The 24,390-nt window shown below is 59.0% G+C and carries 21 protein-coding genes and 4 pseudogenes; 17 read left to right on the top strand and 8 right to left on the bottom strand.

What is annotated here, in order from left to right; translation table 11 throughout:
* Positions 1-390, top strand: coding sequence for a DUF2523 family protein (locus ACFPFG_RS00330; protein ID WP_374623377.1), 390 nt, complete (start codon positions 1-3; stop codon positions 388-390).
* On the top strand, positions 387-1,739 hold the full coding sequence (locus ACFPFG_RS00325; RefSeq protein WP_374623374.1) for a zonular occludens toxin domain-containing protein: 1,353 nt from the start codon (positions 387-389) through the stop codon (positions 1,737-1,739). Before ACFPFG_RS00330 ends, ACFPFG_RS00325 begins: the two co-directional genes overlap by 4 nt.
* Positions 1,740-3,006: 1,267 nt before the next feature.
* Here ACFPFG_RS00325 and ACFPFG_RS00320 read toward each other — a convergent pair.
* The 4 genes and pseudogenes from ACFPFG_RS00320 to ACFPFG_RS00305 form a co-directional block, all read right to left on the bottom strand.
* Entirely contained in the window at positions 3,007-3,567 is a 561-nt protein-coding gene (locus ACFPFG_RS00320) for a chemotaxis protein CheW (RefSeq protein WP_380104341.1), read from the bottom strand.
* A gap of 49 nt (positions 3,568-3,616) precedes the next feature.
* Positions 3,617-5,479, bottom strand: a complete 1,863-nt coding sequence (locus ACFPFG_RS00315; protein WP_380104339.1) for a methyl-accepting chemotaxis protein — start codon at positions 5,477-5,479, stop codon at positions 3,617-3,619.
* A 148-nt stretch (positions 5,480-5,627) separates the two neighbouring features.
* Positions 5,628-6,227 (bottom strand): annotated as a pseudogene (locus ACFPFG_RS00310) (Tn3 family transposase); the annotation flags it as partial.
* A gap of 74 nt (positions 6,228-6,301) precedes the next feature.
* Positions 6,302-9,187, bottom strand: a complete 2,886-nt coding sequence (locus ACFPFG_RS00305; RefSeq protein WP_006473469.1) for a Tn3 family transposase — start codon at positions 9,185-9,187, stop codon at positions 6,302-6,304.
* A 125-nt stretch (positions 9,188-9,312) separates the two neighbouring features.
* On the opposite strand from ACFPFG_RS00305, the gene ACFPFG_RS00300 reads away from it, so the two are divergent.
* From ACFPFG_RS00300 to ACFPFG_RS00285, 4 genes and pseudogenes are all read left to right on the top strand, one after another.
* Positions 9,313-9,981 (top strand): recombinase family protein, encoded by a 669-nt coding sequence (locus tag ACFPFG_RS00300; protein WP_023434504.1) that lies wholly within the window; start codon positions 9,313-9,315, stop codon positions 9,979-9,981.
* Between the two features lie 11 nt (positions 9,982-9,992).
* Positions 9,993-10,796: an aminoglycoside O-phosphotransferase APH(3'')-Ib gene (aph(3'')-Ib, locus tag ACFPFG_RS00295; RefSeq protein WP_001082319.1), complete on the top strand. Its 804-nt coding sequence runs from the start codon at positions 9,993-9,995 to the stop codon at positions 10,794-10,796.
* Positions 10,796-11,632: an aminoglycoside O-phosphotransferase APH(6)-Id gene (locus ACFPFG_RS00290; protein ID WP_000480968.1), complete on the top strand. Its 837-nt coding sequence runs from the start codon at positions 10,796-10,798 to the stop codon at positions 11,630-11,632. Before aph(3'')-Ib ends, ACFPFG_RS00290 begins: the two co-directional genes overlap by 1 nt.
* 205 nt (positions 11,633-11,837) lie before the next feature.
* Positions 11,838-11,954 (top strand): annotated as a pseudogene (locus ACFPFG_RS00285) (DUF3363 domain-containing protein); the annotation flags it as partial.
* Here the strand turns inward: ACFPFG_RS00285 and tetR(G) are convergent.
* Positions 11,951-12,577, bottom strand: a complete 627-nt coding sequence (gene tetR(G), locus ACFPFG_RS00280; protein WP_000163574.1) for a tetracycline resistance transcriptional repressor TetR(G) — start codon at positions 12,575-12,577, stop codon at positions 11,951-11,953. The pseudogene ACFPFG_RS00285 and the gene tetR(G) overlap by 4 nt on opposite strands.
* A 103-nt stretch (positions 12,578-12,680) precedes the next feature.
* On the opposite strand from tetR(G), the gene tet(G) reads away from it, so the two are divergent.
* The gene (tet(G), locus tag ACFPFG_RS00275) at positions 12,681-13,856 is read left to right on the top strand and encodes a tetracycline efflux MFS transporter Tet(G) (protein WP_001257840.1); all 1,176 of its coding nucleotides are present in this window, start codon (positions 12,681-12,683) and stop codon (positions 13,854-13,856) included.
* Between the two features lie 89 nt (positions 13,857-13,945).
* Entirely contained in the window at positions 13,946-14,668 is a 723-nt protein-coding gene (locus ACFPFG_RS00270) for a LysR family transcriptional regulator (protein WP_223151157.1), read from the top strand.
* 91 nt (positions 14,669-14,759) lie between these two features.
* Here the strand turns inward: ACFPFG_RS00270 and ACFPFG_RS00265 are convergent, their stop codons facing one another.
* The 3 genes and pseudogenes from ACFPFG_RS00265 to intI1 form a co-directional block, all read right to left on the bottom strand.
* A complete protein-coding gene (locus tag ACFPFG_RS00265) occupies positions 14,760-16,292 on the bottom strand; it encodes an IS91-like element ISCR3 family transposase (RefSeq protein ID WP_001747814.1) in 1,533 nt (510 codons plus the stop codon).
* 226 nt (positions 16,293-16,518) lie between these two features.
* Positions 16,519-16,872, bottom strand: a pseudogene (locus ACFPFG_RS00260) (TCP-1/cpn60 chaperonin family protein); the annotation flags it as partial.
* Positions 16,873-17,172: pseudogene (gene intI1, locus ACFPFG_RS00255) on the bottom strand (class 1 integron integrase IntI1); the annotation flags it as partial.
* A 160-nt stretch (positions 17,173-17,332) separates the two neighbouring features.
* Between intI1 and aac(6')-Ib the strand changes: the two are divergent.
* From aac(6')-Ib to ACFPFG_RS00210, 9 genes are all read left to right on the top strand, one after another.
* A complete protein-coding gene (gene aac(6')-Ib / locus ACFPFG_RS00250; RefSeq protein WP_012695458.1) occupies positions 17,333-17,887 on the top strand; it encodes an AAC(6')-Ib family aminoglycoside 6'-N-acetyltransferase in 555 nt (184 codons plus the stop codon).
* A gap of 70 nt (positions 17,888-17,957) precedes the next feature.
* Positions 17,958-18,752 carry an aminoglycoside O-phosphotransferase APH(3')-XV gene (aph(3')-XV, locus tag ACFPFG_RS00245; protein ID WP_019407932.1) on the top strand — a complete coding sequence of 265 codons (795 nt, stop codon included), beginning with the start codon at positions 17,958-17,960 and terminating at the stop codon, positions 18,750-18,752.
* A 141-nt stretch (positions 18,753-18,893) separates the two neighbouring features.
* The gene (locus ACFPFG_RS00240; RefSeq protein ID WP_380104324.1) at positions 18,894-19,142 is read left to right on the top strand and encodes a DUF1010 domain-containing protein; all 249 of its coding nucleotides are present in this window, start codon (positions 18,894-18,896) and stop codon (positions 19,140-19,142) included.
* A 30-nt stretch (positions 19,143-19,172) separates the two neighbouring features.
* Positions 19,173-19,805: a type B-3 chloramphenicol O-acetyltransferase CatB3 gene (locus tag ACFPFG_RS00235; RefSeq protein WP_000186237.1), complete on the top strand. Its 633-nt coding sequence runs from the start codon at positions 19,173-19,175 to the stop codon at positions 19,803-19,805.
* A gap of 156 nt (positions 19,806-19,961) precedes the next feature.
* The gene (locus ACFPFG_RS00230; RefSeq protein WP_000679427.1) at positions 19,962-20,309 is read left to right on the top strand and encodes a quaternary ammonium compound efflux SMR transporter QacE delta 1; all 348 of its coding nucleotides are present in this window, start codon (positions 19,962-19,964) and stop codon (positions 20,307-20,309) included.
* Positions 20,303-21,142 (top strand): sulfonamide-resistant dihydropteroate synthase Sul1, encoded by an 840-nt coding sequence (sul1, locus tag ACFPFG_RS00225; protein ID WP_000259032.1) that lies wholly within the window; start codon positions 20,303-20,305, stop codon positions 21,140-21,142. The genes ACFPFG_RS00230 and sul1 overlap by 7 nt, the downstream gene beginning before the upstream one ends.
* A 127-nt stretch (positions 21,143-21,269) precedes the next feature.
* Positions 21,270-21,770 carry a GNAT family N-acetyltransferase gene (locus ACFPFG_RS00220; RefSeq protein ID WP_000376623.1) on the top strand — a complete coding sequence of 167 codons (501 nt, stop codon included), beginning with the start codon at positions 21,270-21,272 and terminating at the stop codon, positions 21,768-21,770.
* 506 nt (positions 21,771-22,276) lie between these two features.
* Positions 22,277-23,041, top strand: a complete 765-nt coding sequence (locus tag ACFPFG_RS00215) for an IS6-like element IS6100 family transposase (protein WP_001389365.1) — start codon at positions 22,277-22,279, stop codon at positions 23,039-23,041.
* A 176-nt stretch (positions 23,042-23,217) separates the two neighbouring features.
* Positions 23,218-23,922 (top strand): IS6-like element IS26 family transposase, encoded by a 705-nt coding sequence (locus ACFPFG_RS00210; RefSeq protein WP_001067855.1) that lies wholly within the window; start codon positions 23,218-23,220, stop codon positions 23,920-23,922.
* Positions 23,923-24,390 lie beyond the last annotated feature (468 nt).

The following is a 24,390-nucleotide window of genomic DNA, read 5'->3' as shown; positions in this document are numbered from 1 at the left end:
ATGCTCAATTGGCTCAAAGGCACAATCACGGGCATCATTGATTGGCTCAGTGGGACATGGAAACAATTCGTTGACTGGATCGGCGATTCAGTATCTGCGTTTGTCAAATATGTTAGTGATCTTGCTGTTAATATTTTTGAGGCAGCTTGGGACATGTTGACAGATATGATTAGCTGGTTAATCGAGCAACTTCTGGATATTGTGGTGGGTGCTGCAAACTCTCTTGATATTGGAGGCTTGCAAGGCTTTGGTGCTGGTTTGGGGTTGCCGGAGGAAATTCTGAACGTTATGGCTCTGTGTGGCGTCGGCTCTGCCGTCAGTATCATCACTGCTGCTATTGGCGTTCGTCTTGTGCTGCAGCTCATACCATTTACAAGGCTTGGATCATGAGTGTCAATGGACTTGAGGGCATTCCAGGCTCCGGTAAGAGCTATGAAGCCGTTGCGTATCACGTCCTGCCCGCGCTGCGGTCGGGGCGCAAGGTCATTACAAACCTGCCTCTGAACATCGACGCATTCGCGGCTATCGATCCTTCGTGGCGTGATCTGATCGAGATTCGGACTAGGCCGGCGCCGCGCATCGGTGATTGGAATGCCGCAAACATCGCTGAGCATGAGGCGTTTCGCTTGTGGACCGACCGCGAGCCTGAGCCACAGCCCGAAAACATCTTCACATTTGGGAGCGTCTGGGACTACTACAGCACATGGCGTGGCGACAAGGATCAAGGCCCGCTATACGTCATTGATGAGTGCCACGTCGCGTTGCCCAAGCTTGGCACTCCTGACGCTGTTGTGCAGTGGTTCAAGTTGCATCGACACTACAACGCTGATGTGCTGCTGATGACGCAATCTTTCCGCGACATCAACCAGCCCATTGCGCAGCTCATAGCTACGCGCATCGTGTGCCGCAAAGCGGACATCCTGGGCAACGCTGATGAGTACATTCGCAGGGTTCATGCAGGCTACCGGGGCGCGGCAATCCAGACGGATCGCCGTAAGTACGAATCCAAATATTTCGGGCTCTATAAAAGCAACACCCAGAGCAGCGGATCTGCAGAGTCCAAGGCGCAGGATCTCTCGCCCCTGAATGTGAAGCTCAGGCGCTTCACCTGGGCATTTTGGGTTGTCGCCATTGGATATGTGGCCTATGCGTTTTGGCCCAGCGACGACACAAGCGTCTGGGGCCACAAGACCGCGCCTGCAGCCAAAAAATCGGCCGCTGTCGTGCAGCATGCCCCGGCCGCTCAACAGGCCCAGCAAGGCCCCGCCGAGGCCCCGCAGCAGCTTGCAGGTACGTCGGTGCCCCCAACTGCACCTGAGGTCAAAGACCCACTGTTCGGCAAGCTGCTGCACATGACTGGCGACATCAGTAAGCAGGGCAGGGACCAGATCACATTTGTGGTCAGCAGTGAGGGGCGCCGCGTGTTTGACCTGACCAGCGATGACTTGGTGCAAGCTGGCTACAAGGTCCAGCGTCTTGCAAATTGCATGGCCACGGTGACATATCTAAGCGTTGTGCGGCCCGTGACATGCGATGCACCGTATACGGCCAGCGGTAGAGGCGATAAGCCTGTCGTGATCGACACTGCAACCGGCGCCCGTAGTGACAGGCCTACGCCTGGATTGGTGCAGCACCAGGACGCGCCGCAGGTCGTTGCTCATCAGGAGCCGCAGCACGAGGGATATAGCGCTGGTCTCGCGCGCCGCAATGCTCAGGTGCGCTCAGCAATGATCAATTGAGGGGTATGGGGCATCCGTCCTATGTCAACAGATTGATTCTGTTACAACCTGTCAATGCGAATCAAATCAGTGACAGGATTTCTCTTTCTACTTGTGATCGGCTCTGCAAATGGGCAGATTTTTCGATGTGGTAATACATATAGCAATCAACCTTGTCAAGGGGCTAAGGAGGTCGATACATCGCCCGCCGTTTCAGATCCAAGGGGTGCACAAACAAAAGAGATTTTTTTGTGTCGGGCTGCAGCAACTGGACGGCTGTATTGGAATCATGAGCACTGCTCCGCACGTGGCTGGTCTGTTGAGCGGATTGCACGTGTCCCGAAGCATGCATCCTGGGATGATCAAGTCGCAATGGCGCGCAGTCAAAAGCGCAACGCGGAATCTCTGACGAGTGTTCCTTACTCCTCAGGCTCGCAAGCTCCATCGAACCAATCAGACTGCCAGCAGCTAGACGAGCGCATCAAACGGCTTGACAGCATGGCGCGAGTCGATAGCAGGCCTTGGATTACCGAAGAGCGCCGGATTGCCAGGGATAAGCAATTTAGGTTGCGATGCTGACTTTGGGGTATGGGGCATCGCCCCATGTAAGCGTCTTGTCGCGCGACGTGCCCGGCGTCATAGGGTAGGGTGTTTCTAGCGCGCCTGAGTAAGCTTCCTGCGCGTTTCGGGTCTGCATCTGTCGTATCGTTGCGGTCGCGCATGCGCAGTCATTGCCGCGCCCCTTGTGTCTCGCATTGCACGGTTCAACTTTCGCGCTCTAGAAAACAACCCGCGAAGCGGCTCTGCTATACGCAGATATCAATTCCTGCTTTGTGGTAGACGGAAAATTGGGCCATTTGCTGCGCCGTGGCCTCTGGAAAGCTCCCTCTCCATTCTCAACAATTGCTTGACAAGCCGATCATTTTCACGCCTGAGACTCTGCGCCAGTGCAAAGTACTGCGCTGCATGATTTGCGGCTGTCACGTCAGCGGTCCGCAGGCCCCATGTTGACTCCCAAAAAAGGGCAAGCATTACTGATCGCGGTGCTTGCCCCCGGGCTCTGTATTTGCGAAGCGTCGGTACCGACACGTCGATGAGCTTGGCTATTTCTTTTTCGCTGGCCTGGATGTTATCAAGCAGGCTATGCAGATGGGGCAGGCCAGCAGGTCGTGGTGATCTGAACATCGTTAAAAAGCCGCAGGGTATGCGGCTAGATGTTCGCTGGTCCTTGGAAAAGCGCTCTCGATCTAGGAGCGTATACGATTAAACATAATATACATCGTATCAATCAAAGCATCGCGGCCTCCATCAACCCCATCTCGGCGCTGCTCATGAGCGCTTCGATGTCGGTCAGAATCAGCATGCGTTCGACATCGCCGCTCTTGAAGCATCCCATACCCACGATGTAGCCGGCATCCACCGAGGCACTCATCCGGGGCGCCGGCTTGATGTTGTCCGCGCCCAGCGCCAGAACGTCCGACACCGAATCGACCACCACGCCGATGACCCGTCCGCGCACGTTCAGCACGATGACGACGGTGAAATCGGTGTACTCGGCCGACTCGCAACCGAGCTTCAGGCGCAGGTCGACGATGGGCACGATCACGCCACGCAGGTTGATCACTCCCTTGATGAAATGCGGTGCGTTCGCAATGCGGGTGGGTGCCTCGTAGCTGCGGATCTCCTGTACCCGCAGGATGTCGATGCCGTATTCCTCGCCACCCAGGCGGAAGCTGAGGAACTCGTTGGGCATGGCGGCCACTGCCTTGGCAGCCCGTGTTGATGAGGCGGCTGTCGTCTGCGCCGTAACCGGTGCTACCGTTGGGCGCTCTTCAATCATGGCGGTCATCTTCGACTCCTTGGAGATTGGGGGCGGGTTCTGGCGCGGCGAGCCGCGCTCAGAACGACGTCCAGTCGTCAGTGCCGGTCTTGGCAGGTGCGATAGCGAGCCGGCTCGACTCAGAGGTTGATGCTGGGGCTGCAGCAGCCTTCGCCTTGAATGCCGGCCGGGCGATGTTCTTGGCACGGTCCGGGCCGCGACGCTCGACGGCAGCAGCGTTGGCCGCTGGGGCCGCAGCGTGGGTCGAGCCTCCAAGTCCTTCATGCGACAGCTTGAACACCGCCACGGCCTGCACCAGTTTCTGGGCCTGGCCCTTCAGGCTCTCTGCGGCGGCAGCGCTCTCTTCCACAAGCGCCGCGTTCTGCTGCGTCACCTGGTCCATCTGGCTGACGGCCTCGCCGACCTGCCCGATGCCGGAGCTCTGCTCGACGCTGGCCGAGGTAATCTCGGCCACGATGTCACTCACGCGTTGGATCGAGGCGACGATCTCGCCCATGGTCTTGCCGGCCTCGTCCACCAGCACGGTGCCTTGCTCCACCTGCTCGACGCTACGGCCGATCAGGGCCTTGATTTCCTTGGCAGCCTCAGCGCTGCGCTGCGCGAGGCTGCGCACTTCAGACGCCACGACAGCGAAGCCGCGGCCCTGCTCACCTGCGCGGGCCGCCTCAACGGCTGCGTTGAGCGCCAGGATGTTGGTCTGGAAGGCGATGCCGTCGATCACGCCGATGATGTCGCCGATCTTGCGGCTGCTGTCGCTGATGCCTTGCATCGTGGTGACGACCTTGCCGACCACCTCGCCACCTTGCGCAGCGACGGCCGAGGCGCCCTGAGCGAGTTGATTGGCCTGCTTGGCGTTGTCGGCGTTGTTGCGGGTGGTGGTGCCCAGCTCCTCCATCGTGGCGGCCGTTTGTTGCAGGGCACTGGCTTGCTCTTCGGTGCGCTGGCTCAGGTCCTGGTTGCCCTGTGCAATCTCGGAGCTGGCTGTCGCCACGCTGTCGGCACCACTGCGAATGGCGCCCACCACGCTAGACAATTGCTGCTGCATGCTGCCCATAGTGCGCAGCAGGTCACCTTCTTCACCCCTCACTCCGAGATCGATCGACTGATCAAGCTCCCCTGCCGCAATGCCCGATGCCACACGACTGACGTCGCCAAGCACGGCGCTGGTGCGACGACGCAGATAAAGTAGCCCGGCGAGCAGGCTCACGATGAGCAATGCCGTCGAGGCCATGGCAAGTTTCGACCATTGCTGCCGCGCCGCCACGGCTGCGGCCAGCTGTGCTGACGTGCGCTCATCGAGAAGAATCAGGAACTCGTCCACGGGTTTCATGATCTTGGCTTTGTACTGGTGGTACGCCAAGTCGTGCATCATCCCCAGAGCCTTGGCCTTGTCGGGTTCAGCTTGGCGCGTGAACCCACCTTTGCCGTCGTCATAGAGGCCCTTCACCATGTTCATGGCGATGGTTTCAGTGCGCGCCAGATCATCTGAGTTGGCCTTGGCTTCGGCCAGCTTGGCGAGTTCGTTGTCTGCAAAGCCGGCCCGCTTCATCAGATCAAGCAGCGGCACCGTTTCGCCTGCAGGACGCACGTTTTGCGCATCGGCTGCCCGGAAGTCCCAATAGATCCGCTCGTAGGCCTGAGGCCGTGGCAGCTTGCCATTGCGAATATCCAGAATCTCGATGTATTGCTTCTCCCACTTGGCGTCACCGGTGGCCACGTAGGTGCGCGCCAGTCGGGTGAGATCGTCAGAGCTTTGCCGCAACTCATCGGCCAGCAGGTAGGACTGGTATCGCCTGGCGGCGGTTTCGTCGGCAAGAGCGCTGCTGCGGTTGCTCATGATGGCTGCGCCAATGGTGGCCGCGCCAAGAACCAGCAGGAGAGCGGCACCAAAACTGTAGGCTTTTCTGATCTGGAGTCTCATTGTTGTTCCTTCCACTGTGCTCTCGCCCTCGACCAGGACGATGGAGTTGAGTTCGCCATGCAGGCTTGACCTGGCTTGGCGCAGAGCATGGGGCTTGCGACTTTTCAGCCCCCCTGGGGTCGCCTCAGAAAACGGAAAATAAAGCACGCTAAGCCGGTTGCAGCGGTCGTAGCGGCCTGAACTTGCCCGCGCCGATCTTGGCGCTGCTGCGCCAGAGGTAATCGCCGGTGAGGTTGATGTGCTCCCAACCGAGCGGCGACAGGTACTGCAACAGCGCGTCATCAACGGCATGGCCGTTGCCACGCAGCGCGTGCGCAGCCCGTTCCAGATAGACCGTGTTCCACAACACGACGGCAGCCGTTACCAGATTGAGGCCGCTAGCCCGGTAGCGCTGCTGCTCGAAACTGCGGTCGCGGATTTCACCCAGGCGGTTGAAAAACACTGCCCTGGCCAGCGCATTGCGCGCCTCGCCCTTGTTCAGGCCGGCATGCACGCGGCGGCGCAGTTCCACGCTTTGCAGCCAGTCCAGGATGAACAGCGTGCGCTCGATGCGGCCCAGCTCGCGGAGCGCCACGGCCAGGCCGTTCTGGCGTGGGTAGCTGCCGAGCTTTCGGAGCATCAGGGAGGCCGTCACCGTGCCCTGCTTGATCGAGGTGGCCAGCCGCAGGATTTCGTCCCAATGGGCGCGGACGTGCTTGATGTTGAGCGTGCCGCCGATCATGGGTTTCAGCGCGTCATAGGCGGCGTCCATCCATCCGTCCGGAAAGCGCTCATTCTCTTTCCCTGAATGGGGTCGTTTGCGGGAGGGGGCGGAATCCTACGCTAAGGCTTTGGCCAGCGATATTCTCCGGTGAGATTGATGTGTTCCCATCCGAGCGGCGAAACATGGGCCAAGAGATCGGGCGATAGCAGCTTTCCATCGCGTTTCTGGTTTGCAACGACCTCGCCGAGCTTCATGGTGTTCCAGAAGATGATGATGGCGGCGAGCAGATTCATGCCGGCGATGCGGTAATGCTGGCCTTCGGCGGAACGGTCGCGGATTTCACCGCGGCGGTGGAAGCTGATTGCCCGCTTCAGCGCATGATGAGCTTCGCCTTTGTTGAGCCCGATCTGGGCACGCCGTTGGAGTTCGGCATCCAGAATCCAGTCGATCATGAACAGGGTGCGCTCGACGCGACCGACTTCCCGCAGGGCTGTCGCGAGCTCGTTCTGCCGCGGATAGGAGGCGAGTTTCCGCAGAATCTGGCTTGGCGCGACGGTCCCGGCAGCAATGGTGGCGGCGATGCGCAGGGTGTCGGGCCAATTGCGCTCGATCATGGCTTGGTTGACCTTTCCGCCGATCAACGCTCGCAGGTGCGCCGGGGCGGCCGACGGATTGAACGCGTAGAGCCGTTTGGATGGCAGGTCGCGGATGCGCGGAGCGAACCGGTAGCCGAGAATGGCACATGCGGCAAAGACGTGATCGGTGAAGCCGCCCGTGTCGGTGAACTGCTCGCGGATATGGCGTCCAGCATCGTTCATCAGCAGGCCATCGAGGATGTAAGGCGCTTCGCTTGCCGTTGCAGGAATCACCTGGGTTGCGAACGGCGCATATTGGTCGGAGACGTGGCTATAGGCTTTCAGGCCCGGGGTATTGCCATATTTCGCGTTGACCAGGTTCATGGCCTCACCTTGCTCTGTAGCGACGAAGAACTGTCCGTCGCTCGAAGCCGACGTGCCCATGCCCCAGAACCGGGCCATGGGTAACGCTGCCTGTGCCTCGACCACCATGGCCAGCGCCCGGTCATAGGCTTCGCCCTCGACATGCCACCGTCCAATGCGGATCAATTCCCAGAAGGTGTGGGTGTTTGTCGCATCCGCCATTTTGCGCAAGCCGAGGTTGATCCCTTCCGCCAAGATAACGTTCATTAGCCCGATCCGGTCAGCGCAGGGTGCTCCTGTGCGCAGATGGGTGAACGCTTCGGTGAAGCCGGTCGCCGCATCCACCTCCAGCAGGAGATCGGTGATGCGCGTGGGCGGGATCTGCTTGTAGAGATCGAGCACCAGATCTTCGGCGCCTGTCGGCGCGGCGGCTTCGAGTTTCTCGATATGCAGAACGCCGTTTTCAATCGACCCGCCCGGGATCGTGCCTGCGCGAGCGGCACGGCCAAGCTCGCGCAACCGCATGTCGAGGCGAGCTTGCCGGTCTGCCAGCCATTCCTCCGGCCGCAATGGCACAGCGAGACGACCGCCTTCCGCGATGGCTTGTGCCGGAACGAGTGCGTGTTTCAGATCGCCATAGCGCCGGGACCTAGTAAGCCAGACATCTCCGGAGCGGAACGCATCGCGCAGATGGAACAGCACCGCGATCTCCCATAGGCGAGCGTCGCCAGCCCTCTGGGCCCGAAGGTGGCGATGCCATTTCGAGCTGGGCCGCAAGAAGCTGGTCATCGCGGCATCGTTCAAACCGGTACGAAGGGCCGTCACCGCTTCCAGAAGCGGCAGTGCAACGGGCGCAGCTCGCAGATCGAGCAGGCGCAACATGCGTGGAGCGTATCGGCGGAAGCGGTGATAACCGTCGAGCACATGGTTGAGCGGATCGTCGGCCATGGTGGCGGTGAGCCTGGTTGCCATTGCAACAAGGGTTTTGAAGCCGTCCCACCCTGATCCGCTCGCGATGACGTCGCCCAGCGGCTGGCCATCATCCTGTGCATCGACCAGGGCGCCCCCGATCTCGGCGAAGGATTTCAGGGTGTCACGCACCACCCCCGCTTCGTCTGCGACCTTTGCATGGCAAATACGCTCCGAAGCACGGTAGAGACGGCCGACGATCCGGTCGTGGGTTTCGACCACTGCGTCGGCCAACATCGCCTGCCATTCCGAGACGCAAACAGCCAAGATCGCAAGCCGCCTGTCCTCCGGGAGATCGCGCATGCCGTCGGCATAATACCGTTCACCCTGCCTGCGCAGACGAGTCACCCGATGGGCAGGAACGCCGGCAAGCAGATCCTCGGGGAGATCGACGCGTTGCAGATATTCGAGCCGGTCGAGCAGCCGGTTGGCCGACGAAGAGTTCGAGCCAGGCTCGAACTGGCGCAGCCACACAAAACGGGTCACCCGATCATCAGCCGTCTCCTCGAGCAATGCCAGCAACTGTTCTCGGATCGACATAGGCAGACGAATGGCGATCCTCGTCTCGATGCGTCGCTCGGCATCGACGAGAGCCGCGGCACAAAGCCGCTCGATCGTGGATGTCGCGGGAAGGACAGTGCGGGTGCGTCGGCACTCGGCTACGAAGCGACGGGCGATATCCTCGTTCGACACCGCCATCTCGGCTTCTCGGAACAACCATTCCTTCAGCTCGCTCGCACCACGTCCGGAGAAGGTGCGGAAGCCGTAGAGCCCCCGTAACTCGGCAAGATGCTCGTGCCGTGTTTCCTCGCGGGCAGCATAGTCTACGAGATCGTCGGCACCCAGGCCAAGCTGCGCTCCGATAAATTCGATGACCTCTGCAGGGATCAGTTCGCCTGGAGCCAGCACCCGGCCGGGATAGCGCAGGACACACAATTGCAGGGCGAAGCCGAACCTGTTGTGAGCGCGCCGACGCAGCCTGATATGCCCAAGGTCTTCATCACTCAGCGTATAGTGCTTGAGCAAATCCGTCTGTGAAGTCGGCAAGCGCAACAGCGCGTCTTTCTGCCGATCGGTTAGAGTGACGCGACGCGGCATACATGTTCCTTTTTCAAAATCTGATAGCGTTCAAGACGCTTTGTTTATGAAGCTGGTTGAGATACATTTCCAGAGGTCAATGCAATCGTGGCCGAAGCGCCGCCTCAAACCAACGTTTGTGATACATGCTGATCGGATATGCCCGCGTCTCCAAAGCCGATGGCTCGCAGTCTCTCGACCTGCAGCACGACACCTTGCGCGCCGCAGGTGTCGAACGGGACAATATCTATGATGATCTTGCTTCCGGCGGTCGTGATGATCGCCCTGGCTTGACTGCCTGCCTCAAGTCATTGCGTGACGGCGATGTGCTGGTGGTCTGGAAGCTCGATCGCCTCGGACGATCGCTTGCCCATCTGGTCAACACGGTGAAGGAGCTGTCAGACCGCAAGATCGGCCTGCGGGTTCTGACTGGAAAGGGCGCTCAGATCGACACCACGACTGCGTCCGGTCGCATGGTGTTCGGAATCTTCGCCACCTTGGCCGAGTTCGAGCGGGATCTGATCCGAGAGCGCACCATGGCGGGTCTCGCCTCCGCGAGAGCGCGCGGTCGCAAGGGCGGACGAAAATTCGCGCTCACCAAAGCTCAGGTGCGTCTCGCGCAAGCCGCCATGGCCCAGCGCGATACTTCAGTTTCCGATCTCTGCAAGGAACTCGGCATCGAGCGCGTCACTCTCTACCGATATGTCGGTCCCAAAGGCGAGCTCAGAGACCATGGAAAGCATGTTCTCGGACTTACGTCGCAACTCGTTTCTTTTCGCAAGTTGAGCCACCTCCGCGCTTCATCAGAAAACTGAAGGAACCTCCATTGAATCGAACTAATATTTTTTTTGGTGAATCGCATTCTGACTGGTTGCCTGTCAGAGGCGGAGAATCTGGTGATTTTGTTTTTCGACGTGGTGACGGGCATGCCTTCGCGAAAATCGCACCTGCTTCCCGCCGCGGTGAGCTCGCTGGAGAGCGTGACCGCCTCATTTGGCTCAAAGGTCGAGGTGTGGCTTGCCCCGAGGTCATCAACTGGCAGGAGGAACAGGAGGGTGCATGCTTGGTGATAACGGCAATTCCGGGAGTACCGGCGGCTGATCTGTCTGGAGCGGATTTGCTCAAAGCGTGGCCGTCAATGGGGCAGCAACTTGGCGCTGTTCACAGCCTATCGGTTGATCAATGTCCGTTTGAGCGCAGGCTGTCGCGAATGTTCGGACGCGCCGTTGATGTGGTGTCCCGCAATGCCGTCAATCCCGACTTCTTACCGGACGAGGACAAGAGTACGCCGCAGCTCGATCTTTTGGCTCGTGTCGAACGAGAGCTACCGGTGCGGCTCGACCAAGAGCGCACCGATATGGTTGTTTGCCATGGTGATCCCTGCATGCCGAACTTCATGGTGGACCCTAAAACTCTTCAATGCACGGGTCTGATCGACCTTGGGCGGCTCGGAACAGCAGATCGCTATGCCGATTTGGCACTCATGATTGCTAACGCCGAAGAGAACTGGGCAGCGCCAGATGAAGCAGAGCGCGCCTTCGCTGTCCTATTCAATGTATTGGGGATCGAAGCCCCCGACCGCGAACGCCTTGCCTTCTATCTGCGATTGGACCCTCTGACTTGGGGTTGATGTTCATGCCGCCTGTTTTTCCTGCTCATTGGCACGTTTCGCAACCTGTTCTCATTGCGGACACCTTTTCCAGCCTCGTTTGGAAAGTTTCATTGCCAGACGGGACTCCTGCAATCGTCAAGGGATTGAAACCTATAGAAGACATTGCTGATGAACTGCGCGGGGCCGACTATCTGGTATGGCGCAATGGGAGGGGAGCAGTCCGGTTGCTCGGTCGTGAGAACAATCTGATGTTGCTCGAATATGCCGGGGAGCGAATGCTCTCTCACATCGTTGCCGAGCACGGCGACTACCAGGCGACCGAAATTGCAGCGGAACTAATGGCGAAGCTGTATGCCGCATCTGAGGAACCCCTGCCTTCTGCCCTTCTCCCGATCCGGGATCGCTTTGCAGCTTTGTTTCAGCGGGCGCGCGATGATCAAAACGCAGGTTGTCAAACTGACTACGTCCACGCGGCGATTATAGCCGATCAAATGATGAGCAATGCCTCGGAACTGCGTGGGCTACATGGCGATCTGCATCATGAAAACATCATGTTCTCCAGTCGCGGCTGGCTGGTGATAGATCCCGTCGGTCTGGTCGGTGAAGTGGGCTTTGGCGCCGCCAATATGTTCTACGATCCGGCTGACAGAGACGACCTTTGTCTCGATCCTAGACGCATTGCACAGATGGCGGACGCATTCTCTCGTGCGCTGGACGTCGATCCGCGTCGCCTGCTCGACCAGGCGTACGCTTATGGGTGCCTTTCCGCAGCTTGGAACGCGGATGGAGAAGAGGAGCAACGCGATCTAGCTATCGCGGCCGCGATCAAGCAGGTGCGACAGACGTCATACTAGATATCAAGCGACTTCTCCTATCCCCTGGGAACACATCAATCTCACCGGAGAATATCGCTGGCCAAAGCCTTAGCGTAGGATTCCGCCCCTTCCCGCAAACGACCCCGTCTAGCCGACGACTGGAAGCAAGCCCGCTCCGATGCGGCGCAATAATCTTCGAAACCTCGTGAATGGCGGTATCCTGTCTGGCAAGATACCGCTCATTTCCCTTGTCCCGTGGCGGCCGGTCATCGACCGCCAGCTCGGCCGTGAGGTCATGGGCATCGTGCAAAGCGGATCGGTGTCGTGGCAGTTGGGGCGGCAAAGGGGCATAAGCCTCTAATCTGTTGTAGATGAACGCAGCCGCTCGAAACCAGCGATGAGGCTGTCGAGTCCGAAGTTGAACGCAGCATCCATGCCGTCTGTTTCCAACTCGTGAAACAGATCGTGCAGGAAGGACGACGGTGCTTGCTCGGACACATCTGGCCTGTCCGGAACTCTCTCATCGGCATCAGATGCCTGCTGCTCGAGAACGGAACCGACCACATAGTGACTGACCGCCCGGAGCGCCCAAACGGCGCGCTTCGGACAAAAGCCCTCCGCGCAGAGAAAGCGTATTTGCGTCTCGGCGGTGCCAAAATTCGGTTCTGTCGGTCGAGTGCCGGCATGGATACGCGCGCCGTCCCGATAAGAGAGCAACGCCGTTCTGAAGCTCAGGGCATTCTCTTTCAGGAACACCCGCCAGTCCTCATTCTCTTCGGGTAGCGAGCGGGTATGGCGTTCCGCCAGCATCGCCTCGGCGAGCGCATCAAGCAGCGCTCGCTTGTTCTGGAAATGCCAGTAAAGCGCAGGCTGCTGAACCTTGAGGCGTTCAGCGAGCTTCCGCGTCGTCAGGCTGTCCATGCCAACCTCGTTCAACAGCTCTAGCGCCGCCGCGATCACGGTGCCCTTGTCCAGTTTGGTCATTCACGTTCCTTCGCCAGTGCTTGACAATTTATCACCGATAAGTTATATTTCCATCTCCTTATCGTTGATAAAGTCGCTCCATTGAGCGGCGCTGGAGTTTCAGGTGCGCAGCTCTGCCATCATTGCCCTGCTGATCGTGGGTCTTGACGCCATGGGTCTCGGCCTCATCATGCCCGTCCTTCCGACGCTTCTGCGTGAGCTTGTGCCAGCAGAGCAGGTCGCTGGACACTATGGTGCCTTGCTGTCGCTCTATGCATTGATGCAGGTCGTCTTCGCGCCCATGCTTGGACAGCTTTCGGATTCTTACGGTCGGCGTCCGGTACTTCTGGCTTCTCTTGCAGGAGCCGCAGTCGATTACACGATTATGGCATCAGCGCCGGTCTTATGGGTGCTCTATATCGGCCGACTCGTGTCCGGCGTCACGGGCGCAACCGGAGCTGTAGCAGCCTCAACCATTGCCGATTCGACGGGGGAAGGTTCTCGCGCACGCTGGTTCGGCTACATGGGGGCCTGTTATGGGGCGGGCATGATTGCCGGGCCAGCACTTGGTGGCATGCTCGGTGGTATCTCTGCTCATGCCCCGTTTATCGCCGCCGCCCTTCTCAACGGGTTCGCGTTCCTGCTTGCCTGCATTTTCCTCAAGGAGACTCATCACAGCCATGGCGGGACCGGAAAGCCGGTTCGCATCAAACCATTCGTTCTGTTACGGCTGGATGATGCATTGCGCGGGCTAGGTGCGCTTTTCGCAGTTTTCTTCATTATTCAACTGATCGGCCAAGTGCCTGCAGCCCTATGGGTCATATATGGCGAGGACCGTTTTCAGTGGAACACCGCGACCGTTGGTTTGTCGCTCGCGGCGTTTGGGGCAACACATGCGATCTTCCAAGCGTTTGTTACCGGCCCGCTTTCAAGCCGGCTTGGAGAGCGGCGCACGCTGCTGTTTGGCATGGCTGCGGATGCGACTGGCTTCGTTCTTCTGGCTTTTGCCACGCAGGGATGGATGGTGTTCCCGATTCTGTTGCTGCTTGCCGCCGGGGGTGTTGGCATGCCGGCCTTGCAGGCAATGCTCTCAAACAATGTCAGCAGTAACAAGCAAGGGGCTTTGCAAGGAACGCTAACGAGCCTCACCAATCTAAGCTCTATCGCAGGACCGCTTGGCTTCACAGCACTCTATTCTGCCACCGCCGGGGCATGGAACGGTTGGGTTTGGATTGTCGGCGCGATCCTCTATTTAATATGTCTGCCAATACTACGCAGACCATTCGCAACTTCATTGTGATTTAGTCATGGCGATTTGGCATGCGTAGACTTAGGAGAAATGACGGATTAAATCTGTTGAGCAATCATCTCCTTTCGGGGCGAGTGCCAATGATGACCTTAGTTCACACTCTCGCTGTCGCCGAATATCTCAACTTCCGTCACGCCGCCAACGCGCTCGGCGTTGCACAGTCCAGCGTCAGCGCCCGCGTGAAGGCACTGGAAGAAGACCTCGGCATCCTCTTGTTCGAGCGTCATGCGCGCGGCGTTCGGCTGACCGAGGCCGGACGCCATTTCGTCGAGCGGATAGCCGTAGGTATTGACCAACTCGACCATGCGGTGAAAACCGCCGGCATGGCGGCAGCCGGAGAAAGCGGCCGGCTTCGTATCGGTATCCATGCCCTGATTCCGCATAGCTTCCTCGCAAAGCTGATCGGCCAATACCGCAAGGATTACCCCGATGTTGAAGTCGAGATCGCCGAAGGCCCGGCCCGTGAAGCGGTGGTGCAGCTTCGCGCCGGCAGGTTGGACGTGGCGTTCGTCGCGGGCACGCCCCAACCACCCGACTGCCATTCCCGTCGCACATGGACCGAACCGCTCTTGGCGGTGCTACCGGAACGGCATCCGCTCGCCAAGCGGTCAGCCGTCACATGGCCCGATTTGGCAGGCGAGACGTTCCTTGCGTATAGGAAGTTCAAACGCCCTTTTCGGGCAGTCTGCTGGGTAGGCGGCGGTCGCGCAAGCCCCGTTTTGGGCACGGATCGGACGTCTGTGAGTGGGATTTCGGCATCGCGGGGCCACGCAGCGGCGTTGTCAGCAGCCATGCTTCGCTGATTCCCGACAGCGGGCCGAGCGCCGCCCTGCGGATCGTGGCCGCATCGGCTCGGATTCCGGTTTCGCCGTCGGCTGTGCAGCCGGCAGATCGTCACGCGGCTTGCACTGGCGGCGCGCGCGCTGCGGGCCTGTAGTGCGCTTCTTCCCGCGCGCCGTGCTTCTCGAAGTGGGCGAGGATGGCGCGGATGGCGGTGGGTTCCTCGATGCTGGCGACGATCCGCACGGTGCCACCGCAGTGGACGCAGGCGGTGACGTCGATGGAAAAGACCCGCTTGAGCCGTTGCGCCCAGCTCATCGCACGGCGCTTCTCCTCGGGGCTGCGCGGCGCGTCGTGGGCGCTGACGTCCACTGGCGCCGCATCGCCCGCAGGCCGCTTGCCGCGCCCCGAGGGCGTCAGCTGCGCACGCAGGTTTGCATTCGGGGCGAATACGCCGTGGAAGCGGGTGAGATGCGCGCGAGGTGGCGGGACCAGCGCCGCCAGCTTGGCGATGAAATCCACCGGATCCCATTCCACATGCGTGGTGCCATTGCGCCACGGGGTCTTGAGCTGGTAACGCACCCTGCCCTGGAGCGCTATCGACAGCCGCTTCTCGCTGATCGCCGGGCGCGTGATGTAGCGGCACAGCTTTTCCAGCTTGTGGCTTTCGTGTGCTTCGGCCGCCACGCCGGCATGCAGTGAGAAGCCGCCGACCTTGCCGGCTTCGCCCTCCAGCGAACCGGCGTCACCGGGCAGCGTTTGCAGCGTGACGACCTTGCAGCCAGCGTCGCGGCCGGTGGCGATGCGGTAGGTGATCGAACTCATCCGCAGCCCATCCATGCTGTCGTCGCCTGCAGCGCTGTCTGCCAGGAAGGCCGATTCGCCCTCCCCTTCGAGCCAGCCTTTGCGCGTCAGGTGCCGACACACCCGGTGCGCGATGGTAGCTGCCAGCTGGGTCAACTGCGCGGTGGTGGGCGCACGGGCGCGGTGCAGGCGCAGTTCGCGCCGCGGCAGCTCGGTGGCTTCCACGTACACGCCGTCGAGCCACAGCATGTGGAAGTGGATGTTCAGGTTCAGCGCGCTGCCGAAACGCTGGATCAGCGTCACCGCGCCGCACTGGGCGCTGGCGCGGTCGATGCCGGCTTGATCGGCCAACCAGCCGGCGATCACGCGCTGCACGATGCCCAGCACCGGGCCAATGGCTTCTGGCTTGCTGGCGAACAGGAAACGCAAGGGGTACGGAAAGCTCAGCACCCATTGCCGCACAGGCCGCGGGCCGAACACCTCCTCGACCAGGTGCCGCGCACTCTCGGCCATGCGTCGCGCGCCGCAACTCGGGCAGAACCCGCGCTTCTTGCAGGAGAAGGCCACCAGCCTCTCTGCACGGCAGTGCTCGCACACCACCCGCAGGAAGCCGTGCTCGAGTACGCCGCAACGCAGGTAGGCATCGAACGCCTCGCGGACATACCCGGGCAGCGAGCGGCCCTCCGCTTCGATCCGTGCAATGAAGTCCGGGTAGTGCGCCTCTACCAACGCGTACAGCAGCGTGCGCTCGGGCGCGTGGCGCGCGTACCGCGAACCGGTGTGGGCGGACGGCAGTGGCGCGCATCCCGCGGCTTGCCGCCGGGATGTGGCGAGGCGCGGCACGCAGCGCTCCGGTGCGGGGACGGCTGCTCAGTGTTGCGCCTGTGTTCGCACGTTCGTATCGGTGCGTTCTGATCTTCGCGTCAGACATTGCCGCGGCGCGGGCACAACAAAAAGCCCGGCATCGCTGCCGGGCTCCGGCCCCGTCCTTGGGGCCTTGATGTCGGGTCGTTGCCGGGATCGGACCGCGCTGGCGCGGTCCGGTTCCCTGACGACCGGGCCAACCGGATCAGAAATCCATGCCGCCCATGCCGCCCATACCGCCAGCACCCGGCATGGCCGGCTCTTCCTTCTTCGGCACTTCGGCCACGACCACTTCGGTCGTGATCGCAAGGCCGGCGACGGAAGCGGCGTGCTGCAGGGCCGAGCGGGTCACCTTGGTCGGGTCCAGGATGCCCATGGCGATCATGTCGCCGAACTCGCCGGTGGCGGCGTTGTAGCCGTAGCTGCCTTCGCCGGCCTTGACGTTGGCCACGATCACGCTCGGTTCTTCACCGGCGTTGGCCACGATGGCGCGCAGCGGGGCTTCCAGCGCACGGCGGGTGATGGCGATGCCCAGGTTCTGGTCTTCGTTGATGCCCTGCCAGGGCAGATCCGTGCACAGCACCTTGCCGTAGAAGAACAGCAAGGCCGCCAATGCCTGACGATGCGTGGAGACCGAAACCTTGCGCTCGTTCGCCAGCCAGGACAGAAATGCCTCGACTTCGCTGCTGCCCAAGGTTGCCGGGTGACGCACACCGTGGAAACGGATGAAGGCACGAACCCAGTGGACATAAGCCTGTTCGGTTCGTAAGCTATAATGCAAGTAGCGTATGCGCTCACGCAACTGGTCCAGAACCTTGACCGAACGCAGCGGTGGTAACGGCGCAGTGGCGGTTTTCATGGCTTGTTATGACTGTTTTTTTGTACAGTCTATGCCTCGGGCATCCAAGCAGCAAGCGCGTTACGCCGTGGGTCGATGTTTGATGTTATGGAGCAGCAACGATGTTACGCAGCAGGGCAGTCGCCCTAAAACAAAGTTAGGCATCACAAAGTACAGCATCGTGACCAACAGCACCGATTCCGTCACACTGCGCCTCATGACTGAGCATGACCTTGCGATGCTCTATGAGTGGCTAAATCGATCTCATATCGTCGAGTGGTGGGGCGGAGAAGAAGCACGCCCGACACTTGCTGACGTACAGGAACAGTACTTGCCAAGCGTTTTAGCGCAAGAGTCCGTCACTCCATACATTGCAATGCTGAATGGAGAGCCGATTGGGTATGCCCAGTCGTACGTTGCTCTTGGAAGCGGGGACGGATGGTGGGAAGAAGAAACCGATCCAGGAGTACGCGGAATAGACCAGTCACTGGCGAATGCATCACAACTGGGCAAAGGCTTGGGAACCAAGCTGGTTCGAGCTCTGGTTGAGTTGCTGTTCAATGATCCCGAGGTCACCAAGATCCAAACGGACCCGTCGCCGAGCAACTTGCGAGCGATCCGATGCTACGAGAAAGCGGGGTTTGAGAGGCAAGGTACCGTAACCACCCCAGATGGTCCAGCCGTGTACATGGTTCAAACACGCCAGGCATTCGAGCGAACACGCAGTGATGCCTAACCCTTCCATCGAGGGGGACGTCCAAGGGCTGGCGCCCTTGGCCGCCCCTCATGTCAAACGTTAGACCGCTATGACAGTCGCCCTCGACGAAGTATCTGAACTAAAGAATTTGCTTTCACCCTTGTTGGATGAATGCACTTTTGAAGAAGTTGAGTATGGTCAGTCAGATGCTCGAGTGATTCGAGTTCTATTTCCTGATCGCAATACCGCGTATCTAAAGTACGCCTCCGGATCTTCTGCTCAAGAAATTCTTCAAGAGCATCAGCGCACTAGATGGCTCAGAACACGAGCTCTCGTACCGGAAGTGATCTCATATGTCTCGACTTCAACTGTCACCATCCTGTTGACAAAAGCATTGATTGGCCACAATGCCGCTGACGCCGCAGATGCAGATCCAGTTATTGTTGTTGCAGAGATGGCACGAGCGTTACGCGACCTCCATTCGATCTCGCCTGACGATTGCCCATTCGACGAAAGGCTCCACCTGCGACTGAAGCTGGCTTCGGGCCGTTTGGAAGCCGGGTTAGTTGATGAGGAGGACTTTGATCACGCAAGGCAAGGCATGCTGGCGCGGGATGTTTACGAGCAACTTTTTATACAAATGCCTGGAGCGGAGCAGCTGGTAGTCACACATGGCGACGCCTGTCCCGAGAACTTCATCTTCCAAGGTAATGCCTTCGTCGGCTTCATAGACTGCGGTCGGGTCGGGCTTGCCGATAAGTATCAAGACCTGGCGCTTGCATCGAGAAACATTGACGCGGTATTTGGACCAGAACTCACTAACCAGTTCTTCATCGAGTATGGAGAGCCAAATCCGAACATAGCTAAGATTGAGTACTACCGGATCTTGGATGAGTTCTTCTAAGCGCGGTCTAACAATTCGTTCAAGCCGAGATCGCTTCGCGGCCGCGGAGTTGTTCTGTAAATTGTCACAACGCCGCGGCCGCAAAGCGCTCCGGCTTAACTCAGGCGTTAGCCTGCTTTTTATTCCTGCTCATTTCAGCCCATGAATATTCAAACGCCATTTACCCTCGCAAGCGTTTATCCGCTGGGTGTTTGGCGTTCGCTCGGGCTTCGCCTGCGTGGGTTGCGCCAGTTTCAAGCCTTTTTGGCCTCTAGCCCTTGTGCAGCAAGCGCAAGCAGCTATTGTTTTCGTAGTCCGTGGCCTGTGCGGTCACTTTCGTTTTTGCGCTTTGGGTCTAACCCGGCGCTCAAGCCGACCCGCATGCTGCGGGCGGCTTACCTAGTCCGTTAGACGGCAAAGTCACAGACCGCGGGATCTCTTATGACCAACTACTTTGATAGCCCCTTCAAAGGCAAGCTGCTTTCTGAGCAAGTGAAGAACCCCAATATCAAAGTTGGGCGGTACAGCTATTACTCTGGCTACTATCATGGGCACTCATTCGATGACTGCGCACGGTATCTGTTTCCGGACCGTGATGACGTTGATAAGTTGATCATCGGTAGTTTCTGCTCTATCGGGAGTGGGGCTTCCTTTATCATGGCTGGCAATCAGGGGCATCGGTACGACTGGGCATCATCTTTCCCGTTCTTTTATATGCAGGAAGAACCTGCATTCTCAAGCGCACTCGATGCCTTCCAAAAAGCAGGTAATACTGTCATTGGCAATGACGTTTGGATCGGCTCTGAGGCAATGGTCATGCCCGGAATCAAGATCGGGCACGGTGCGGTGATAGGCAGCCGCTCGTTGGTGACAAAAGATGTGGAGCCTTACGCTATCGTTGGCGGCAATCCCGCTAAGAAGATTAAGAAACGCTTCACCGATGAGGAAATTTCATTGCTTCTGGAGATGGAGTGGTGGAATTGGTCACTGGAGAAGATCAAAGCGGCAATGCCCATGCTGTGCTCGTCTAATATTGTTGGCCTGCACAAGTATTGGCTCGAGTTTGCCGTCTAACAATTCAATCAAGCCGATGCCGCTTCGCGGCACGGCTTATTTCAGGCGTTAGATGCACTAAGCACATAATTGCTCACAGCCAAACTATCAGGTCAAGTCTGCTTTTATTATTTTTAAGCGTGCATAATAAGCCCTACACAAATTGGGAGATATATCATGAAAGGCTGGCTTTTTCTTGTTATCGCAATAGTTGGCGAAGTAATCGCAACATCCGCATTAAAATCTAGCGAGGGCTTTACTAAGCTTGCCCCTTCCGCCGTTGTCATAATCGGTTATGGCATCGCATTTTATTTTCTTTCTCTGGTTCTGAAATCCATCCCTGTCGGTGTTGCTTATGCAGTCTGGTCGGGACTCGGCGTCGTCATAATTACAGCCATTGCCTGGTTGCTTCATGGGCAAAAGCTTGATGCGTGGGGCTTTGTAGGTATGGGGCTCATAATTGCTGCCTTTTTGCTCGCCCGATCCCCATCGTGGAAGTCGCTGCGGAGGCCGACGCCATGGTGACGGTGTTCGGCATTCTGAATCTCACCGAGGACTCCTTCTTCGATGAGAGCCGGCGGCTAGACCCCGCCGGCGCTGTCACCGCGGCGATCGAAATGCTGCGAGTCGGATCAGACGTCGTGGATGTCGGACCGGCCGCCAGCCATCCGGACGCGAGGCCTGTATCGCCGGCCGATGAGATCAGACGTATTGCGCCGCTCTTAGACGCCCTGTCCGATCAGATGCACCGTGTTTCAATCGACAGCTTCCAACCGGAAACCCAGCGCTATGCGCTCAAGCGCGGCGTGGGCTACCTGAACGATATCCAAGGATTTCCTGACCCTGCGCTCTATCCCGATATTGCTGAGGCGGACTGCAGGCTGGTGGTTATGCACTCAGCGCAGCGGGATGGCATCGCCACCCGCACCGGTCACCTTCGACCCGAAGACGCGCTCGACGAGATTGTGCGGTTCTTCGAGGCGCGGGTTTCCGCCTTGCGACGGAGCGGGGTCGCTGCCGACCGGCTCATCCTCGATCCGGGGATGGGATTTTTCTTGAGCCCCGCACCGGAAACATCGCTGCACGTGCTGTCGAACCTTCAAAAGCTGAAGTCGGCGTTGGGGCTTCCGCTATTGGTCTCGGTGTCGCGGAAATCCTTCTTGGGCGCCACCGTTGGCCTTCCTGTAAAGGATCTGGGTCCAGCGAGCCTTGCGGCGGAACTTCACGCGATCGGCAATGGCGCTGACTACGTCCGCACCCACGCGCCTGGAGATCTGCGAAGCGCAATCACCATCTCGGAAACCCTCGCGAAATTTCGCAGTCGCGACGCCAGAGACCGAGGGTTAGATCATGCCTAGCATTCACCTTCCGGCCGCCCGCTAGCGGACCCTGGTCAGGTTCCGCGAAGGTGGGCGCAGACATGCTGGGCTCGTCAGGATCAAACTGCACTATGAGGCGGCGGTTCATACCGCGCCAGGGGAGCGAATGGACAGCGAGGAGCCTCCGAACGTTCGGGTCGCCTGCTCGGGTGATATCGACGAGGTTGTGCGGCTGATGCACGACGCTGCGGCGTGGATGTCCGCCAAGGGAACGCCCGCCTGGGACGTCGCGCGGATCGACCGGACATTCGCGGAGACCTTCGTCCTGAGATCCGAGCTCCTAGTCGCGAGTTGCAGCGACGGCATCGTCGGCTGTTGCACCTTGTCGGCCGAGGATCCCGAGTTCTGGCCCGACGCCCTCAAGGGGGAGGCCGCATATCTGCACAAGCTCGCGGTGCGACGGACACATGCGGGCCGGGGTGTCAGCTCCGCGCTGATCGAGGCTTGCCGCCATGCCGCGCGAACGCAGGGGTGCGCCAAGCTGCGGCTCGACTGCCACCCGAACCTGCGTGGCCTATACGAGCGGCTCGGATTCACCCACGTCGACACTTTCAATCCCGGCTGGGATCCAACCTTCATCGCAGAACGCCTAGAACTCGAAATCTAACGTCCGTTCGGGCATCGAGGTCCATGTCGGGGTGGGACGGGCCCGTGGCTTCAAGATCACTTGCAGTCCGACCGCGATGTCTTGGTTGCGCGAGAGGTTGTCGATATCCTCCACTTCCATCATCAACCCTGGATAATGCCGCCGCCGTCATCGCCGCCGACGCCCGTGCCGGGCTTTTCGGGCCTGTCAGGCTTGCTCGGCCTTCAGCCTGCCTGGGCGAGATCTCCGGCGGACGGATTAACGGCGGAGCTTCGCCGCCTTTCGTGCGTGTGAAGGCCGAAGATAGTTCTCTCAAAAACATCCGTTTATGAGAGATACCAAATGTCATTTTCAGAAGACGACTGCACCAGTTGATTGGGCGTAATGGCTGTTGTGCAGCCAGCTCCTGACAGTTCAATATCAGAAGTGATCTGCACCAATCTCGACTATGCTCAATACTCGTGTGGGCTCTGTTGCAAAAATCGTGAAGCTTGAGCATGCTTGGCGGAGATTGGACGGACGGAACGATGACGGATTTCAAGTGGCGCCATTTCCAGGGTGATGTGATCCTGTGGGCGGTGCGCTGGTATTGTCGCTATCCGATCAGCTATCGCGACCTTGAGGAAATGCTGGCGGAACGCGGCATTTCGGTCGACCATACGACGATCTATCGCTGGGTCCAGTGCTACGCCCCGGAGATGGAGAAGCGGCTGCGCTGGTTCTGGCGGCGTGGCTTTGATCCGAGCTGGCGCCTGGATGAAACCTACGTCAAGGTGCGGGGCAAGTGGACCTACCTGTACCGGGCAGTCGACAAGCGGGGCGACACGATCGATTTCTACCTGTCGCCGACCCGCAGCGCCAAGGCAGCGAAGCGGTTCCTGGGCAAGGCCCTGCGAGGCCTGAAGCACTGGGAAAAGCCTGCCACGCTCAATACCGACAAAGCGCCGAGCTATGGTGCAGCGATCACCGAATTGAAGCGCGAAGGAAAGCTGGACCGGGAGACGGCCCACCGGCAGGTGAAGTATCTCAATAACGTGATCGAGGCCGATCACGGAAAGCTCAAGATACTGATCAAGCCGGTGCGCGGTTTCAAATCGATCCCCACGGCCTATGCCACGATCAAGGGATTCGAAGTCATGCGAGCCCTGCGCAAAGGACAGGCTCGCCCCTGGTGCCTGCAGCCCGGCATCAGGGGCGAGGTGCGCCTTGTGGAGAGAGCTTTTGGCATTGGGCCCTCGGCGCTGACGGAGGCCATGGGCATGCTCAACCACCATTTCGCAGCAGCCGCCTGATCGGCGCAGAGCGACAGCCTACCTCTGACTGCCGCCAATCTTTGCAACAGAGCCTCCGTCGCCATGCTCACCTCGCTTTGGTGCACACGAGTATTGAGCATAGTCGAGATTGGGGCACTGTTGCAAATAGTCGGTGGTGATAAACTTATCATCCCCTTTTGCTGATGGAGCTGCACATGAACCCATTCAAAGGCCGGCATTTTCAGCGTGACATCATTCTGTGGGCCGTACGCTGGTACTGCAAATACGGCATCAGTTACCGTGAGCTGCAGGAGATGCTGGCTGAACGCGGAGTGAATGTCGATCACTCCACGATTTACCGCTGGGTTCAGCGTTATGCGCCTGAAATGGAAAAACGGCTGCGCTGGTACTGGCGTAACCCTTCCGATCTTTGCCCGTGGCACATGGATGAAACCTACGTGAAGGTCAATGGCCGCTGGGCGTATCTGTACCGGGCCGTCGACAGCCGGGGCCGCACTGTCGATTTTTATCTCTCCTCCCGTCGTAACAGCAAAGCTGCATACCGGTTTCTGGGTAAAATCCTCAACAACGTGAAGAAGTGGCAGATCCCGCGATTCATCAACACGGATAAAGCGCCCGCCTATGGTCGCGCGCTTGCTCTGCTCAAACGCGAAGGCCGGTGCCCGTCTGACGTTGAACACCGACAGATTAAGTACCGGAACAACGTGATTGAATGCGATCATGGCAAACTGAAACGGATAATCGGCGCCACGCTGGGATTTAAATCCATGAAGACGGCTTACGCCACCATCAAAGGTATTGAGGTGATGCGTGCACTACGCAAAGGCCAGGCCTCAGCATTTTATTATGGTGATCCCCTGGGCGAAATGCGCCTGGTAAGCAGAGTTTTTGAAATGTAAGGCCTTTGAATAAGACAAAAGGCTGCCTCATCGCTAACTTTGCAACAGTGCCCTTTCTTGTACACAAGTTGGCAGTGGAATTTATTAAAGAAACGAATTGCGTTTTAATAATTGGACCAACAAAAATATTCTCGACAACGGCCGATCTTCGTGTATGCTCCGCCACTCGCCGCCGTACGGACCGCATGCACCGCAACGGTTCGCAGGCCCCGGCACCAGGCATTCAGAGTGTTTGGATCAAAAAAGACAGGAACCCACACACGGTAATCCTGCGCATATTCACGCCAATCCTTTTTTACAGGAATTCCTGCACACTCACAGTGCAGCGAGCACGTCCATACCCCATGCCTGCGGCCATGGGTTTCTGTGTTTGTCAAATATTGCAAGATATCCTGACATTCAGCTTCTGACAGGAATGGAAGGCTGTTCCACGTCAAGGAACTGACATGCGAATCTGCTAGCGGTGCT

It is taken from the genome of Delftia deserti, from assembly GCF_042653485.1.
Classification (GTDB): Bacteria; Pseudomonadota; Gammaproteobacteria; order Burkholderiales; family Burkholderiaceae_C; genus Comamonas; species Comamonas acidovorans.
The sequence above is the reverse complement of the archived record's forward strand: the minus strand, read 5'-3'. Positions and strand labels throughout refer to the sequence as shown.

Coding starts and splice junctions, on each gene's coding strand:
- ACFPFG_RS00330 (WP_374623377.1), top strand. CDS start 1: ATGCTCAATTGGCTCAAAGGCACAATCACGGGCATCATTGATTGGCTC.
- ACFPFG_RS00325 (WP_374623374.1), top strand. CDS start 387: ATGAGTGTCAATGGACTTGAGGGCATTCCAGGCTCCGGTAAGAGCTAT.
- ACFPFG_RS00320 (WP_380104341.1), bottom strand. CDS start 3,567: ATGACCGCCATGATTGAAGAGCGCCCAACGGTAGCACCGGTTACGGCG.
- ACFPFG_RS00315 (WP_380104339.1), bottom strand. CDS start 5,479: ATGAGACTCCAGATCAGAAAAGCCTACAGTTTTGGTGCCGCTCTCCTG.
- ACFPFG_RS00305 (WP_006473469.1), bottom strand. CDS start 9,187: ATGCCGCGTCGCGTCACTCTAACCGATCGGCAGAAAGACGCGCTGTTG.
- ACFPFG_RS00300 (WP_023434504.1), top strand. CDS start 9,313: ATGCTGATCGGATATGCCCGCGTCTCCAAAGCCGATGGCTCGCAGTCT.
- ACFPFG_RS00290 (WP_000480968.1), top strand. CDS start 10,796: ATGTTCATGCCGCCTGTTTTTCCTGCTCATTGGCACGTTTCGCAACCT.
- ACFPFG_RS00270 (WP_223151157.1), top strand. CDS start 13,946: ATGATGACCTTAGTTCACACTCTCGCTGTCGCCGAATATCTCAACTTC.
- ACFPFG_RS00240 (WP_380104324.1), top strand. CDS start 18,894: ATGAATATTCAAACGCCATTTACCCTCGCAAGCGTTTATCCGCTGGGT.
- ACFPFG_RS00235 (WP_000186237.1), top strand. CDS start 19,173: ATGACCAACTACTTTGATAGCCCCTTCAAAGGCAAGCTGCTTTCTGAG.
- ACFPFG_RS00230 (WP_000679427.1), top strand. CDS start 19,962: ATGAAAGGCTGGCTTTTTCTTGTTATCGCAATAGTTGGCGAAGTAATC.
- sul1 (WP_000259032.1), top strand. CDS start 20,303: ATGGTGACGGTGTTCGGCATTCTGAATCTCACCGAGGACTCCTTCTTC.
- ACFPFG_RS00220 (WP_000376623.1), top strand. CDS start 21,270: ATGGACAGCGAGGAGCCTCCGAACGTTCGGGTCGCCTGCTCGGGTGAT.
- ACFPFG_RS00215 (WP_001389365.1), top strand. CDS start 22,277: ATGACGGATTTCAAGTGGCGCCATTTCCAGGGTGATGTGATCCTGTGG.
- ACFPFG_RS00210 (WP_001067855.1), top strand. CDS start 23,218: ATGAACCCATTCAAAGGCCGGCATTTTCAGCGTGACATCATTCTGTGG.